We start from the raw sequence: 15,847 nt of genomic DNA, 5'->3' as shown, positions 1-15,847 counted from the left end.
TTTAGCTGCTATAAACGATACTACAGGAACTATGCCATTAGTATTACACGGAGGAACTGGTATACCTGCAGACATGATACAAAAAGCTATATCTTTAGGTGTTTCTAAAATAAATGTTAACACTGAATGTCAATTAGCTTTCGCAGCTGCTACTCGTAAATACATAGAATCTGGTAAAGACTTACAAGGTAAAGGATTTGACCCTCGTAAGGTTTTAGCTCCAGGTTTCGAAGCTATAAAAGCTACTGTTAAAGAAAAAATGGAATTATTCGGTTCTGTAAACAAAGCTTAATTATTTGTTAAGGATTATAATTCTATACAGATTTTAAATTTAAATTTTTACAAAATAGAAAAGACCTTATTATTTTGAACTAAATAATAAGGTCTTTTATTTTAGCTGTAAAATTTAGATGCACCTACTAATTGTCTTTTACCAACTATCTTAGATAAGTTAGTAAGAGATGCTATTTTTATATCTTTAAAACTTACAAGGAATACAAACTTAAAATCAGTAAATGATTCATCTATATTATATACATCAAAGAAACATCTTACATTGTCAAATAGGTAATTATCTTGTAATTCTTCTTCAATCTCGTCTGTAGCATCTTTTAAATATGCTCTTACGTCTTCAAATAGTACATGAAAGTAAGATTCATCTATCTCATCTCCAATTTCTTCAAGTACCTCTTCTATATCTTGCATATCGAATACGTCTTGAGCTAGTTGACAATCAAATGCCATTATACTTTCTTGATTTATTGTATCTGATATATCTTGTACATACTCAAAATCTGGACGTAATCCTATAATATCTTTTACTTCTTTACTACTAACATTAATGTTACCTTTTTTATTTTCTATTTTTAACTCTACCACAAGATCACCTCCCCCGCTAAATGGTACTTTTTAGCTATATGATTCTATAACTTGTTTTATATCACTCCAGCTATTAACCCTGGTTATACTTTCATGTTCAATTTCTTTATTATAATTAGTATCTATTAACAAAACTCTCATACCTTCTTTTGCTAATTGTATGGCATTTGTAGGATTATCTTCTATAAATATGTGACACTCAAGCTCCTTAGCTTTTGTTACTTTATAATCACTTCCTAGTAAATGTACATCTATGTTTGAAAATCCTTTGTCATTTAGCCAATTTGTAGTTACCTCTGTCAATTTTTCATTTCTAGCTGTTACAAAATATAAATTATGTTTAGAGTATAATTCATATATAACATCTTTTGCTCCCTCTACAACTTCAGCTTCTGAATAAGAATGCATATAGTTTGTATGGAATTCATTCAGCATAGTATTCATATCTACTCCATATAAATCCTGCCAATCATGAGTATTACATTGATCTTCAGTTATATCCTTATTATACAATTCATTTAAATACGGAATAAAATGATATGGACTAGTTATAGTTCCATCTATATCAATACATATATTTAATTTATTCATATTATCCTCCCTAATTACCTATTGAACTTTACAATCGAACATTATATCACATGTTAAATTATAAATCAAAACTCGTACTTTATTTATATGTATATAATACCAAAAGCTTACCCGAAAAGGTAAGCTTTATATAATTTAATTGTATATAGTTTTATTTTCATCTATTTTTTTATCTAGATCACTTAACCTTTCCTTAAAACTAGTTATGTGATTATCTGATAAATTTAGATATTCTGTTATTTTACCTATATATTTTGGATTTTTAGTATTGATTAATTTAATAGATGATTCCATAGCCTTTTTTCTTAACTCATATGCTTTCTTTACATCACTTCTTGCATTATCTAATACTTTTGTATACTCATTATTAGAAAGCAGTGGTATTTCCATTTTATCATAAATATCCATTACTTCTTCGCATTTTTGCCCAGCATACTCTAAATCTTCTTTTATATTAGTTAAATTTTTAATGTTCTCTGATATATTTGTAGTATATGGCATACAGTCTCTCATAGGAATTAAAGCCACAGTTTCTATATCATAAATTTTCTTTTTAAATTCAAATATAATCTCTTTATCTGCTTTTTGATTAGATTCTATATCCTCTATAGGTTTTAGAGGTTGCTTACCTTTCAAGCCATTACTTTCCTCATCCGTTAAGTCTTCACTATTTTTTTTATCTTCTACCTTATGCTTATCTTCTTCATCAACTATCTTACTTACATCCTCATGTTTTGATATATTTGTTTTATTTTCTGAATCAAAATCTTTGTCAAAATTAGAAGCATACTTATCATAATATCTATTCTCAACTGCATAATTATGATAATACATAGCTTCTTTTATTTTATTTAATCCACTCATATAAATATTTGTTATAACTATTGTACTTACTAGTACAACATAAACACTACTATACATACAAGATCTTTTAAAGTTACTATAATTCTTAAACAAGGTTATTAAGGGAATAAGGTATAAAAATAAGAATACTAATATCCATCTCATTGACAAACATCTCCTTCTTTTGTATATTAAAGCAAAAATCCCCCAATGTACCTATTTTAACCATTTAGTTTATAGTATTTACAACTTTTCAATTTATTAATCTAATATTTTAGTTAATTTAAAATCTGTATAGTCACAAGAAGCTAATATATATTCTACTCCGTTTTGGATACCTTTTAATCCCATTTTAAATGATTCTTTTCCATGTAAGTGACCATATATAACCTTCTCTACATTATATTCTTCAAATAATTGTGTAAATAATGATTCTTCAAGCTTATCATTTGTAGGTGGGTAGTGGGTAATAACAATTAACTTAGTGTATCCTTTTTTATGAGCAGATTGTAATGATAATCTTAATCTATTCTCTTCTCTCTTATATATTTTTGCATCATTTTCATCAAATTTAACATCATTAGGGCACATCCAACCTCTACCCCCACAAATAGCATAATCTCCATACTCATAGAAGTTTGTTTGTAAAAATTTCATATTATCATATAATTTATTTAACCCAGTTACTGTAGTCCACCAATAATCATGATTTCCTTTTATAAGTACTTTTTGACCTGGTAACTTATTTATTATATCTAAATCTTCTTTTGCTTCATTTAAGTTTATACCCCAAGAAGTATCTCCTAGGACTAATACTAGATCGTCATATTTTACACTACATTTCCAACTTTCAATTATTTTAGTTTCATGACCTGTCCAATTATCTCCAAATATATCCATTGGCTTATTTACCGCCGTTGAAAAGTGCAAGTCTCCTATTGCATATAAACTCATTATCTGTATTCCTTTCTAATTATATCTTTGTTTATATATTATTTCCTATTTCTCTATAATTTAAAAAAGAAAGTTATCCACTAGTATGGATAACTATCTAATTATTTTTATTATTGTATTGTTCTAATAAAGTATCAATTTCTTTTTTAAGGTATAGTATTTCTGCTATATCTCTTTCATTATCTATTTTATCTAGTCTTCTTTGATATACAAGAGCTTTATGTGTATCTCCTAAATTATATAGTTCTTGTATTTTATTTAATACATCTCTTAAAGTTGCAGATTTGACTTGGTACATAACTTGAGCTTTCATTATATCTTCTCTTATTTCACTCATTTCCTGATCTAATAAAAATGCCGCATCTGCTGCTCTTCTTAATCTCACAGCTAGATTTTCTGGTATATAATGTTCATACTTATATTTTAAAGAGTGCTCTATTGTTGCCCAAAAGTTCATAGCAAGCGTTCTTATCTGTATTTCACATAAAATTTCCTTTGAACCTGCAATTGAGTTTATAGGGTATTTAATTATAACATGATAACTTCTATATCCACTATCTTTAAAATTTTCTATATAGTCTTTTGAATAAACTATAGACATATCACTTCTACTTTTAATAAGCTCTACTATAGTATATATATCTTCAACAAATTGGCACATTATTCTTATCCCAGCTATATCTTCCATCTCAGATTCTATATCTTCAAGATTAAGTCGCTTTGCTTTTGATATTATAGATGCTATCTTTTTAGTTCTACCTGTCACAAATTCTATTGGAGAGTACTCTCCTTTTGCCATAAATTCTTTTCTTATATTTTTAAACTTTACCTTTAACTCTTCAACAGCATGGTCATAAGGAGCTAATACTTCATCCCATTTTTCGTATTCCATCTCACTCACCCTTTGTTCTATTTTTACAGTCATATCTATTTTAACATAATTTATTTTTTTTTGGTATAATAAAGCAATTCCCCATCAGATAGTATATAATCAATTTCTTGTAACTCTACTAAATAACTAATTACTGATACAAGAGATGATTTAAAGAAGTGATATGCTTTATAATTGTTTCTCAAATTATTTTTTACTACTATCTTTTTCAAAAGATTCTCTAATCCCATAGAGGTATTTAATTCTTCCCTTATTTGGTTAATATATTTATTAATAGCATCTTCATGCTTTTTTATTAATTCTCTACTATCTTGTTTTGTAATTGTATCTTTACCATGACCAAGTACTAGATATTCAAAATCTATAATCTTTAATTTATTTATGGACTTTATATATTCTTGTAAATCATATATAAATAGGAAATCATATTTTGAAAGCATTTCTGAACCAATCAGTAAGTCTCCTACGAATAGTACTTTATCTTTAGTTAAAATACCTATACTCCCTGATGTATGACCCTTAAAATCTATTATAGTAAAATCTACACTATTTAAAGATACTATACCTTCTTTTAGTGTTTTATCTATATCTATTTTTTCTAATGATTTACTTTTTAACTTTCCATCCATAAACTCATTGCTTTTTCCACCTATGATATATCTAGATAATAAATCTGGGTACTCTATATATAATTTTGCATATTCTGATGATAGTATATATAAATTTTTATAATGCTCTCTGAATTGATTACATGCACCATAATGATCATTATGTTCATGTGTATTTATAATAAACTTCAAGTTTATATTATTTAATTCTAGCATATTAATTATTCTTTTGGGTCTTGAACCACTTAATCCTGGGTCTATGATTAAAGCCGTATTATCCCCATATATATACACTCCAGTGTTTGTTCCACCTTTTATATAAAAAGTATTCCCCTTTATATTTATCAATTCCATATAATCACCTAATTTACAATAACATTTTTTTCAATCTATTAATTGCTCTATCTCTTATAGCTTCATCTTTAGATACTCTTATTTTTATATTATAGGCTACGTTTTCATTTAATAGATAATCTATAAAATATTCAACTATACCCCTATCTTTAAACTCTATATCTATAATTTCCTTAGAATATATATTTGAATCTAAGGTCATTAGTTCATCTGCAAACTCTAATCTAGTAGCTTTATCTAAATAATCATTTTGAGGAATAAAATCTTCACAATATTGTATTTTATAATTAACAACTTCATCATTTATATCAAATCCATATTTCGATTTTATTATAGTATTGTAATCTAAATTTCTTTGAGTTACATTTAATAAATTTTTATTGTAATCGTCTTTTATCCAGTGCCCAAATAATCTACAATTTAATGGTCTTACTTCATATATCAAACACATATTTTTTTCATCTTTAAATGGACATGCATTTTTTTGTACAAATTCCAAAAGATAATAATCTAACACTTTACTTAAGCATTTTTTTCTTAGTTCCTCATTATTTTTTAAGTATTCAAATATATTTATAAATTCAATTAAATTTATCCCAACTGATTCCATACAACAGTTACCACAGCCTGTACAATCTCCACTTGGTAAAGTTGAATATATCTTATTCAACTTATTAAATAATTTATTTTGTTTACAATAATCTATACAATTTAAAATATCATTCTTTTTTATACTAGTCATTATTATTACTCCTTGTTATAATTATTAAGTTAATACAAACAATTATTATAACACATTTTTTAATACTAATTATAGGAGGTAAATTTTATGAATAGATATACAAAGATAATAAATATGATGGATAGTTATTATACTAAGGACTACGAAAAGCAAAAGAAAAACATAACTAAAGTTAGAGAAGTTAGAGAAGAAACTGTTAGAAAGTTCTTCTTGCAAGGTGATTGCGAAGTTTTAGTTGTATTAGAGGAAAGTGGTAAAGAAATTCTTATAGATGACTTCTCTTCAGAAGATGATATAAGAAAATATTTAGGTCCTAAATTTATAAATAAAAAAAGATAACTAAATGGATGCTTTTGCATCCATTTTTTATTGTAACTAAGCTACAGACCTAATATTAAACTATACATATAACTATATTTATTTTTTATATTTAATGTATAAATTAAATTTATATGTCCATAATAGTAGTATAAAATTAAATATTTAACTCAATCTCCCCCAATTTGAGCTTTCGTTCCCCCAACGAAAGCTCTTTTTATGTTTAAATTTATAACCTTTAATCACTCTAGTTAATAATCTTTATATAGGTTATAATGATTTAATATAAATATCAATTACGAAATGAGGTATAAAAATGATAACAATAGGCAGCTTGAATTTAGACACAGATTTTGAATATAGAATAATAAGAGAAGAAGATAATGATTTAGATTTGTTTATAGATATCAATTATCGTAGTTTAGATATAGATAATAACGGCTCTCATTTACTTAGTTCTAGAATCCAATTTCCTTTTGTTAGGTCTATTATATTAAGATTAAACAAAGAGGGCCATACAATGACTGTACACTTAATGAGAGACATAGATTTATTTTCAGCTTTTGCAAACTTTGAGATTGACTATTCTAATTGTGTAATACATTTGAAAAATAATCTTGAAAAAGTATCTATGTATAAATCATTAATATAAATTATAATTAAACTACATTTTCCAAAAAATAATAAGGGGGCCTTAATAGGCCCCTTTATTGTTTTTTCATTTATTTATATCTAAATTATATTATCTTTTAAATATATAGTCAATATAATTTTCTGAATATTTAAATAATTTATTTATTTTTCTTTACTCCATATATTGTTGCATATATGTCTTTTAATTCAGTTACTAATGGTAATCTTGGATTAGCTCCCGTACATTGATCATCAAATGCATCTAACGCTAACTTTTCTATTGCATCAAAGTATGTTTTTTCTTCTATACCACATGCTTGTATAGTCATCGGCATATTTAATTCTTTCATTAAGTTTCTAACTGCTTCAACTAAACTCTTAACACCTTCTTCAGTAGTATTAGCTTTTAATCCTAATGACTTAGCTATTTCAGCATATTTTTTATCAGCTACATATGACTTGTATCTAGGGAATGCAGCAAATTTAGTTGGTGCAGTTGCATTGTATTCTATTACATGTGGTAATAATATTGCGTTTGCTCTACCATGCGGTATATGGAATTCAGATCCTAACTTATGAGCCAACGAGTGGTTTACTCCTAAGAAAGCATTAGCAAATGCCATACCAGCTATACAAGAAGCATTGTGCATTTTTTCTCTAGCTTCTTTACCTTCTGCAGTAGTTGCGCCTTTATATGATGTTGGTAAGTAATCAAATACCATTTGTATAGCTTTCATTGCTAAAGCATCTGTGTAATCAGTTGCCATTACAGAAACATAAGCTTCTATAGCATGAGTTAACACGTCTAATCCTGTATCTGCTGTAACAGCTGCTGGTACAGACATTACAAAGCTTGGGTCTATTATAGCTACATCTGGAGTTAACTCATAATCAGCTAAAGGATACTTAACATTATTTACCTTATCAGTTATAACAGCGAAAGATGTAACCTCTGAACCTGTTCCTGATGTAGTTGGTATAGCTACCATTTTAGCTTGTCTTCCTAATTTAGGGAACTTGTATATTCTCTTTCTTATATCCATAAACTTTAATCTTAAATCTTCAAAATCTGCTTCTGGGTTTTCGTAGAATAACCACATACCTTTAGCAGCATCCATTGCAGATCCTCCACCTAAAGCTATTATAGTATCTGGCTTGAATTTTCTCATAGCTTCAGCACCATTTAATACTGTATCTACAGATGGATCTGGCTCCACATCAGCAAATACATCTATCATAACTGGATTTCTTCTTTTTCTTAAGTTATATTCTAATTTTTCAACATATCCTAATTGAACCATCATTCTATCAGTTACTATCATTACTCTTTCAACGTTTGGTAACTTCTCTAAGTATTGTATTGATCCAACTTCATGATATATTCTTTCAGGTACTTTGAACCATTGCATATTAATTCTTCTCTTTGTAACTTTTTTAACATTTATTAAGTTTACAGCTGATACGTTATCTGTAGTTGAGTTGTTACCCATAGATCCACATCCTAAAGTTAATGATGGTGTATTCACGTTATATACATCTCCTATAGCACCGTGAGTAGATGGTGCATTTACTAACAATCTTCCTGTTCTTACTCTGTTACTGAATTCTAATATTACATCATCATCATTTGAGTGTATAACAGCTGAGTGACCTAATCCACCGAATTCAGTCATGTCTACACATCTTTGTATACCTTCTTTAGCATTTTTAGCTTTTATACAAGCAAGTACCGGACTTAACTTTTCTTTAGATAATGGATGATCCATTCCTACTCCACCTATTTCAGCTACTAACATTTTAGCATCTTTAGGAACTTCAAATCCTGCCATTTTAGCTATTGTGTATGGACTTTGTCCAACTATATTTGGATTTAACGACTTAGTTTCTGGATTTATAACTGTTTTTTCTAATAATTCTTTTTCCTTTGCATTAACAAAGTAACAGTTGTATCCTTTCATTAATCCTACTACTTCATCGTATATACATTCTTCTACTATAACTGCTTGCTCTGAGGCGCATATCATTCCGTTATCAAATGTCTTAGATAATATTAAATCGTTTACAGCTTGCTTAATATCAGCAGTTTTTTCTATGAAACAAGGTACGTTACCTGCTCCAACTCCTAATGCTGGCTTTCCTGATGAGTAAGCTGACTTAACCATTCCAGGTCCTCCAGTTGCTAATATTAACGCTACACCATTGTTTTTCATAAGTGCACTTGAAGCTTCTAAAGATGGTACTTCTATCCATTGGATACAATCTTCCGGAGCTCCAGCTTCTATAGCTGCATCTCTTAATATTCTAGCTGCTTCAGCTGAACATTTTTGAGCTGATGGATGGAAACTGAATATTATTGGATTTCTTCCTTTTATTGATATTAATGATTTAAACATTGTTGTTGAAGTTGGGTTAGTAACAGGAGTAACTCCAGCTACAACACCTATTGGTTCTGCAACCATCATATAGCTTTCTTCTTCATTCTCTTCTATAACTCCAACTGTTTTTGTATATTTTATACTATTATAAACATATTCAGTCGCGAATATATTCTTAGTTACTTTATCTTCAAATATTCCTCTTTGAGTTTCTTCTACTGCCATTTGAGCAAGTTCTATATGCTTATCAAGACCTGCCTTAGCCATTGCACCTACTATTTTATCTATCGCTTCTTGATCTAACTCTAGCATAGCATCCTTTGCTACGTTAGCTTTTATTACTAAATCATTGATCATGTTTTCTACACTGAATTCTTGTTTCGTTTCTACTGTTTTAGTTTTTTTTACTTCTTTACTCATAGTGCTGTACCCCCAAATGATTATAATTTATATTAGACTGCGTTAGTTATTTAACAAACTTTCCATAATTAGATAATACATTAACCGCCTAAATGTGTCAATATTTTTTGTTATTTTTTTATCTATTTCAGTTTATGAAAACGTTTTTATTTGTTTTTACTTTAATTTGATCTTTTTTCTAATCTTTTAATGTAATTTTAAATCTTGTTTATACATACATTTTACTCTGCAATGCATTTAGTTAAAATTTAATCAATTTCTCCAAATCAACTTTTAATCTTCATCTTTTCGAATCATTCTAAATAGAAAAAAACTAGAATTCAATCTTGATTCTAGTTATCTAATTAACATTTTTATTATTTAAAATTTACAACTACTTCTTTATATCCTATATTTTTCAACATGTTCTCTATACTAGTTTTTGTAGCTTTCATAATCTCCTTCATTAAACCTTCTTGTAATGCTTTTTCTTCATATTCTTTTTTATACTTATTTATATCATCTAATACTTCTTGAATTTCTAGTTTATTAAACATTGAGTTTTTTACGTCATAAACATAAATATTATCACTATCTATATAATGATCTAAAATCTCACACTCTTCTATTTCTATAAATATCTCTTCTCCTGTATTTTTAACTATATCTATATCCTCCGGCTTTACCCCTGCATTTATTATTCCATTATATTTTATAATAAATGATTTTTCAGTAAAAGGTATCCTTATATTGTTTATACTTTTATCCTTCTTAACTGTAATAACATTACTATAATTGTACTTTACTGTACTTAAATTTAATACTTGGCTTAGAGTATTCATTACCTTAGTAGTATCCTTATATATGTTTTGATTATTTTTAAACTTATGTATAAAGTATAAACCTGTTATTATTGTTACTAAAATGAGTAATAATATAATTACTTTATTAATTTTTTTTGCTTTTTGTAACACATAGTTTCCTCCTTTTGATATAATATTTTTGTTATTAACAAATATATTTATAAACTCAACAAAAATATTACGTATTGAATTTTTAAATATAATATTTTTATTGAGTTTAAATCTATATACTTTTTAGCATATTATTAAATTGAATATATGTTACTTTATGAAAGGAGTATTTTAAAATGACATTATTAGTTTTTGGGCATAAGAATCCAGATACAGATTCAATATGCTCTTCAATTTCATTAGCACACCTAAAAAACCAATTAGGTGAAAAAGCAACACCTTATGCTCTAGGAGAAATAAGAAAAGAAGCTCAATATGCTCTAGATTACTTTAAAGTAGAGTCTCCTGAAGTTTTAAAAAATGTAAAAATACAAGTTAAAGATTTAAGTTATGATAAAGTAGAACCTTTAACACCATATGCTTCTATACTAGAAGCTTACAACCTTATGGAAAGTGTACATGTAAAAACATTACCTGTAATATCTAATGATGGAGATTTTATAGGACTAGTTACTATGCAAGAGATAGCAAAAAGTCTTCTTCATCAACACTTTAATACTGTACATACGTCTCTATCAAATATATGCAAGAACCTTAATGGTTCAGTACTTGTAAATTGTGGTGATGATGTAAAAGGTAGAGTTGTAACTTTATCATTCGGTATGGAAAGTGTTATGGATATATTAACAGAAGAAGATATAGCTATAGTTGGTGATAGATACGATATCATAGAGTATGCTATAGATACAAAAGTAAAACTTCTAGTATTAACTGGTAAAACAGAAATATCTGACCATTTATTAGCTCTTGCTAAGCAAAATGAAGTTTCTATAGTATCTGTTAACTATGATACTTATAAGACATCTAATATTATAAATCAATGTAACTATTTAAATGATATAGTTTCTACAGATAATTTAGTTATTTTCAATGAAAATGACTATGCTGATGATGTAAAAGAAACTATGTTAAACACAAACTTCAGAGCTTATCCTGTTGTAGATAACCACAATAAATTCTTAGGATTAGTTTCTAGAGGACATCTTCTAAATCCAACTAAGAAAAATGTTATTTTAGTTGACCATAATGAATATGCTCAAAGTGCAGATGGTATAAAGCAAGCTAATATAGTAGAAATTGTTGACCATCATAAAATAGGTGGTATATCTACTGATGTTCCTATGTCATTCAGAGTTATGCCTGTTGGATGTACTTGTACTATAATATATCAAATGTACAAAGAAAATAATGTTGAAGTACCTCACCACATAGCTGGTCTTTTATTATCTGCTATATTATCTGATACATTATTATTCAAATCTCCAACTACTACTGAAATGGACAAAAAAGCTTGTGAAGAGTTAAGTAAGATTGCTAAAGTTGATATGGAAAGCTATGCTATGGAAATGTTCAAAATTGGTACATCTTTAGATGAGTATAGTATTGAAGAAATAGTAAACATGGACTTTAAAGAATTTAGTATGAGTGGAAAAAGAGTTGGTATAGGTCAAGTATTTACTTTAGATATAGATTCTATATTTGCTAAAAAAGATGAATTTTTATCTTATATAAATTCAACTAATTATGACATGTTAGTTCTTGCTATAACTGATATAATCAAAGAAGGTTCTTACTTAATATACAAAGCTAATGATAATGTAATATCTGAAGCTTTCAATGTTAATGCAGGGCAAGGAGTATTTGCTAAGGGTGTTGTTTCTAGAAAGAAGCAACTAGTTCCAAACTTAACTGCTGCTGTTAAAAATATATAATTATTTTATAGGTGCCAAGCTTATTGGCACCTTTTTGTATAGAAAAAAGTACCTTCCATGTTTTGAAAGATACTTTTACAATCTGAAAGGAAGGTATATTACCTTCCTTTATATAAAATACGTTTAATCTTCTTGCTCATTAATCTGTGTAGATTAATTTTGTGGTTTAAAATATAATTTGTATGTTTTGTGTTTTAGGATTTATTTCTATACTATTTTAAAACAAATTTTTAAAATTGTAAATAGTATGTTTTACCAATTATAAAAAAACAAATTACATTTTTTCTACATCTGAGTAATCTTTACCAAAAGTTTCAACCGTTACTGTTTTCATAACTTGTGGAGTTTTAGGTCTATCTCCTCTATCAGTTGCAGTTGTAGCTATTTCATTAACTACATCCATACCTTCTATAACTCTACCAAATCCAGCATATTGTCCATCTAAGTGTGGAGAGTTTTTGTGCATTATAAAGAATTGAGAACCAGCTGAGTTAGGAGCCATAGTCCTAGCCATAGATAAAACACCTGCTTCATGTTTTAAATTATTAGTAAATCCATTACCTCTGAATTCTCCCTTTATAGAGTGTCCTGGTCCACCCATTCCATTTCCATTCGGGCATCCACCTTGTATCATGAACCCTTCTATAACTCTGTGGAATCCTACTCCATTGTAGAATCCTTCATTTATTAATGTTACAAAATTCTTTACTGTATTAGGAGCTATATTTGGGTATAACTCTGCTACTATTTTCTTTCCATTTTCCATTTCTATAGTTACTATAGGATTTTTATTTTCCATATTTATCTTCCTCTCTTTTCTAACTATTTATTTATGTATTCTTACTCTTATTATTATATACTAACTTCTAGAAAAATCTCACAAAAATTTCAAAATATAAAAATTCGATTTGTTAATATAATCAATAGCTTTGAATATATAGAAAAGCTACTATATAAAATAGTAGCTTATTTATTTTCTGAATTTAATTGTGGCGTTTCCTGATATTCAATATCTAATAAGTCTAATATTTGTTTAGCTCTTTCTTTTGTTGAACCTTTTACTTCCACAAAATTAATATTTTCTGATTTTAAAAAGTTTAATATCGACTCATCTATTTGAAGTGCTATATCTTCCGCTTGCCATCTTACTCCATCTTGCACATATCCAAATTCTCTTGGAACATATACTATCATGTCATAGTTTTGTATATCTTCTATTGCTAAGCAATATAAATCCTTAAGTATTTGTATTTCCTTATTACTCCTAGTTTTGTTTCCTAACATAAATCTTCCATATATATAAGGTACAAAAGTAGCATAATCAGTAAGAGCATAATCAAATACTGATAATTCATCTTCTAATTTTTTTTGACCTAAATAAATACCATATTGTTCTGATATAGTTTCTATCATTCCTTTATCTTTTAAATATTCTGTTGAATATTCTAGCGCATATCCTACATCTAATCCCGATATTTTCATTTCTACATATAAATGCTGTATTAATGTAGTCTTTCCACATCTAGGGCCACCTAAAACTGCTATTCTCTTAGTTGCCATAATTTATATCAACTCCATATATTATTTTCTACATTTAAAGAACCTCTCTATTATACTAACATTTAGCAATTTATTCAATATTTTTGATACAATTCTATTTATTTACATAAAAATTCGCTTCGCTCATGTCGCCAACGACCTTGAAAATCAGGTCCGTTGCTCAAGTCTATCGGTTGGAATTATAACTTATCCACAAATCAGCTAAGTTATAATCCATTGGTATATAAAAATATTCATATTTTCATTTCTATTTTATAGAAATCAAAATATGAATATATATTTAAATATTTATTTCTAAGTTTTTTCCTATTTCATATCCTTCTTTATATATTTTGGTACAAAACTCTTTTTCAAACCTTAAAATATCATTTTTTTCAAATATAGTTTTAGGTCTAGCTACAATTATATTATCTGTATTATACTTATTTTTTACTTCATCTGGTAAAACGTAATCATTAGCTGTGGATATTACTATAACTTTATCCACATTTTTTTCAAATAATGGTTCTATTAATGTATTGTTAACTAATCCACCATCAAGTTTATATCCATCGTATAACCCTTCATTTACATCTTTCATAAATTGTTGATTAAAAGATAATGTTGCATTTGGATTACAAGGTAGCAAGGCGCTGTATTTTACACTGTTTAACGCATCTTCCTTATTCTCTTTACATATATTAACTACCTTTTCCCTAACATTTTTATTTTCTATCTCTATATAGTTCACATAGAAATCCATTTCCTGTTGATTTCTATTAATAAGTCTCTTTAATTCATCGATAGCATACGAATTATCCACAGTGTTATCCACTATTTTGATATCGTTTTCAGGATTTGAATCAATATTTATCCACATTTTTTCTAGGTTTTCAACATTTCCTGTGAATATGTAATATCCATTAATTGCCCCTATAGATGTTCCTGATATAACATCAAATTTATTTATTCCTCTATCATATAATCCTTTTACAACACCGGCTTGATATGAACCCTTAGCACCTCCACCAGAAAGGCATAATCCTATTCTCATGTTCCATTCTCCTTACCTATATCTCATAGAATTTATTAAATGTTTTATAAATACTATAGTGATCATCTACGCTTCCTAATTCTCTTATAGAATGCATCGCAAGTATTGGACTTCCTACATCTACTGAAGGTATATCTATATGAGTAGAAGATATTGGGCCTATAGTACTTCCCCCTCTTTCGTCCGATCTATTTACAAATTCCTGATATTCTACATTAGCTTCTTTACAAATAGATTTATAAATAGATATAGAGTGTGCATCGCTTGTGTATGCTTGATTAGCATTTATTTTTATAACTGGACCACTTCCCATAACAGGTCTACTAGTTGGGTCATGTTTATCCACCATGTTTGGATGGACAGCATGCGCTAAATCTGCTGATATCATGAAAGAAGAATACATAGAATTGAAAAACTCTTCTCTTGATTTTCCTAGTGCTATACAAATTCTTTCTAGTATATTTAACAACATATTTGAGTCCGCACCTTGCTTAGTAGAGCTTCCTACTTCTTCATTATCAAATACAGCTACTATATTTACTCCATATTGCCCTTTAGCATTTATAAGTGCTTGTAAACTCGCATGAGCCATAGATAAATTATCTAATCTTCCTGTTGATATAAATTCTTCATTAGCTCCTATTAAATTTCCCTTTTCAAATTCATATAAGAATAAGTCAAAGTCTATTATATCTTCAACTTTTACATTTAGATTAATAGCTAATTGGTTTAATAAGAAATTATCCTTTTCTAAACTATCATTTAAAATTCCTACTAACGGTAACATATCCTTTTGTTTGTTTAATGCATAACCTTCATTTACAGTTCTATTCATATGTATTGCAACATTTGGTATTATACAAACCGGCTTATTTATATTTACCATTTTCTCGATTGGTTTTAATATGTTGTTACTTCTT

At 27.7% G+C, this 15,847-nt stretch carries 17 protein-coding genes; 4 read left to right on the top strand and 13 right to left on the bottom strand.

The features are described from left to right. Positions 1–292: class II fructose-bisphosphate aldolase (locus VLM92_RS12135; RefSeq protein ID WP_325276598.1), on the top strand; the 292-nt coding region annotated here is incomplete at its 5' end. A gap of 101 nt (positions 293–393) precedes the next feature. On the opposite strand, the gene VLM92_RS12130 is transcribed toward VLM92_RS12135, so the two are convergent. The 7 genes from VLM92_RS12130 to VLM92_RS12100 all read right to left on the bottom strand — a co-directional run bounded on the left by VLM92_RS12130 (position 394) and on the right by VLM92_RS12100 (position 5,863). Continuing rightward, positions 394–879, bottom strand: coding sequence for a hypothetical protein (locus VLM92_RS12130; RefSeq protein WP_325276597.1), 486 nt, complete (start codon positions 877–879; stop codon positions 394–396). A gap of 30 nt (positions 880–909) precedes the next feature. Then, positions 910–1,470, bottom strand: coding sequence for a 5' nucleotidase, NT5C type (locus VLM92_RS12125; protein WP_325276596.1), 561 nt, complete (start codon positions 1,468–1,470; stop codon positions 910–912). Between the two features lie 135 nt (positions 1,471–1,605). Continuing rightward, the gene (locus VLM92_RS12120; protein WP_325276595.1) at positions 1,606–2,478 is read right to left on the bottom strand and encodes a hypothetical protein; all 873 of its coding nucleotides are present in this window, start codon (positions 2,476–2,478) and stop codon (positions 1,606–1,608) included. A 96-nt stretch (positions 2,479–2,574) separates the two neighbouring features. Then, positions 2,575–3,267 carry a metallophosphoesterase gene (locus VLM92_RS12115; protein ID WP_325276594.1) on the bottom strand — a complete coding sequence of 231 codons (693 nt, stop codon included), beginning with the start codon at positions 3,265–3,267 and terminating at the stop codon, positions 2,575–2,577. 97 nt (positions 3,268–3,364) lie between these two features. Further along, a complete protein-coding gene (locus VLM92_RS12110; protein WP_325276593.1) occupies positions 3,365–4,159 on the bottom strand; it encodes a GTP pyrophosphokinase family protein in 795 nt (264 codons plus the stop codon). Between the two features lie 50 nt (positions 4,160–4,209). Then, positions 4,210–5,121, bottom strand: a complete 912-nt coding sequence (locus VLM92_RS12105) for an MBL fold metallo-hydrolase (protein WP_325276592.1) — start codon at positions 5,119–5,121, stop codon at positions 4,210–4,212. A 13-nt stretch (positions 5,122–5,134) separates the two neighbouring features. Continuing rightward, the gene (locus VLM92_RS12100) at positions 5,135–5,863 is read right to left on the bottom strand and encodes a YkgJ family cysteine cluster protein (protein WP_325276591.1); all 729 of its coding nucleotides are present in this window, start codon (positions 5,861–5,863) and stop codon (positions 5,135–5,137) included. 87 nt (positions 5,864–5,950) lie between these two features. On the opposite strand from VLM92_RS12100, the gene VLM92_RS12095 reads away from it, so the two are divergent. Both VLM92_RS12095 and VLM92_RS12090 read left to right on the top strand, forming a co-directional pair. Beyond that, positions 5,951–6,202 (top strand): hypothetical protein, encoded by a 252-nt coding sequence (locus VLM92_RS12095; protein WP_325276590.1) that lies wholly within the window; start codon positions 5,951–5,953, stop codon positions 6,200–6,202. Between the two features lie 295 nt (positions 6,203–6,497). Further along, complete coding sequence (locus VLM92_RS12090) at positions 6,498–6,833, top strand: hypothetical protein (RefSeq protein ID WP_325276589.1); 336 nt, start codon at positions 6,498–6,500, stop codon at positions 6,831–6,833. 139 nt (positions 6,834–6,972) lie between these two features. Here the strand turns inward: VLM92_RS12090 and adhE are convergent, their stop codons facing one another. Together adhE and VLM92_RS12080 are read right to left on the bottom strand one after the other, a co-directional pair. After that, positions 6,973–9,609: a bifunctional acetaldehyde-CoA/alcohol dehydrogenase gene (gene adhE, locus VLM92_RS12085; protein ID WP_325276588.1), complete on the bottom strand. Its 2,637-nt coding sequence runs from the start codon at positions 9,607–9,609 to the stop codon at positions 6,973–6,975. Between the two features lie 356 nt (positions 9,610–9,965). Further along, positions 9,966–10,562: a DUF4230 domain-containing protein gene (locus tag VLM92_RS12080; protein ID WP_325276587.1), complete on the bottom strand. Its 597-nt coding sequence runs from the start codon at positions 10,560–10,562 to the stop codon at positions 9,966–9,968. A 176-nt stretch (positions 10,563–10,738) separates the two neighbouring features. Between VLM92_RS12080 and VLM92_RS12075 the strand changes: the two genes are divergently transcribed. After that, on the top strand, positions 10,739–12,334 hold the full coding sequence (locus tag VLM92_RS12075) for a putative manganese-dependent inorganic diphosphatase (RefSeq protein WP_325276586.1): 1,596 nt from the start codon (positions 10,739–10,741) through the stop codon (positions 12,332–12,334). Positions 12,335–12,608: 274 nt separating this feature from the next. On the opposite strand, the gene VLM92_RS12070 is transcribed toward VLM92_RS12075, so the two are convergent. From VLM92_RS12070 to VLM92_RS12055, 4 genes are all read right to left on the bottom strand, one after another. After that, the gene (locus VLM92_RS12070; protein WP_325276585.1) at positions 12,609–13,133 is read right to left on the bottom strand and encodes a peptidylprolyl isomerase; all 525 of its coding nucleotides are present in this window, start codon (positions 13,131–13,133) and stop codon (positions 12,609–12,611) included. Between the two features lie 167 nt (positions 13,134–13,300). Beyond that, positions 13,301–13,894, bottom strand: a complete 594-nt coding sequence (locus VLM92_RS12065) for an ATP-binding protein (RefSeq protein WP_325276584.1) — start codon at positions 13,892–13,894, stop codon at positions 13,301–13,303. A 280-nt stretch (positions 13,895–14,174) separates the two neighbouring features. Beyond that, positions 14,175–14,927: a patatin-like phospholipase family protein gene (locus tag VLM92_RS12060; RefSeq protein ID WP_325276583.1), complete on the bottom strand. Its 753-nt coding sequence runs from the start codon at positions 14,925–14,927 to the stop codon at positions 14,175–14,177. 16 nt (positions 14,928–14,943) lie between these two features. Next, on the bottom strand, positions 14,944–15,847 hold a 904-nt coding region (locus VLM92_RS12055; protein WP_325276582.1), incomplete at its 5' end, for a M18 family aminopeptidase.

This window comes from Romboutsia sp. (assembly GCF_035470145.1).
Taxonomy (GTDB): Bacteria; Bacillota; Clostridia; order Peptostreptococcales; family Peptostreptococcaceae; genus Romboutsia_D.
Note: the sequence above shows the minus strand (reverse complement) of the source record. Positions and strands in the feature narration are given on the sequence as shown.

Bases quoted from the DNA above. Each gene is read 5' to 3' on its own strand.
- VLM92_RS12125 (WP_325276596.1), bottom strand. From the start codon at position 1,470: ATGAATAAATTAAATATATGTATTGATATAGATGGAACTATAACTAGT.
- VLM92_RS12120 (WP_325276595.1), bottom strand. From the start codon at position 2,478: ATGAGATGGATATTAGTATTCTTATTTTTATACCTTATTCCCTTAATA.
- VLM92_RS12115 (WP_325276594.1), bottom strand. From the start codon at position 3,267: ATGAGTTTATATGCAATAGGAGACTTGCACTTTTCAACGGCGGTAAAT.
- VLM92_RS12110 (WP_325276593.1), bottom strand. From the start codon at position 4,159: ATGGAATACGAAAAATGGGATGAAGTATTAGCTCCTTATGACCATGCT.
- VLM92_RS12105 (WP_325276592.1), bottom strand. From the start codon at position 5,121: ATGGAATTGATAAATATAAAGGGGAATACTTTTTATATAAAAGGTGGA.
- VLM92_RS12100 (WP_325276591.1), bottom strand. From the start codon at position 5,863: ATGACTAGTATAAAAAAGAATGATATTTTAAATTGTATAGATTATTGT.
- VLM92_RS12095 (WP_325276590.1), top strand. From the start codon at position 5,951: ATGAATAGATATACAAAGATAATAAATATGATGGATAGTTATTATACT.
- VLM92_RS12090 (WP_325276589.1), top strand. From the start codon at position 6,498: ATGATAACAATAGGCAGCTTGAATTTAGACACAGATTTTGAATATAGA.
- adhE (WP_325276588.1), bottom strand. From the start codon at position 9,609: ATGAGTAAAGAAGTAAAAAAAACTAAAACAGTAGAAACGAAACAAGAA.
- VLM92_RS12075 (WP_325276586.1), top strand. From the start codon at position 10,739: ATGACATTATTAGTTTTTGGGCATAAGAATCCAGATACAGATTCAATA.
- VLM92_RS12070 (WP_325276585.1), bottom strand. From the start codon at position 13,133: ATGGAAAATAAAAATCCTATAGTAACTATAGAAATGGAAAATGGAAAG.
- VLM92_RS12065 (WP_325276584.1), bottom strand. From the start codon at position 13,894: ATGGCAACTAAGAGAATAGCAGTTTTAGGTGGCCCTAGATGTGGAAAG.
- VLM92_RS12060 (WP_325276583.1), bottom strand. From the start codon at position 14,927: ATGAGAATAGGATTATGCCTTTCTGGTGGAGGTGCTAAGGGTTCATAT.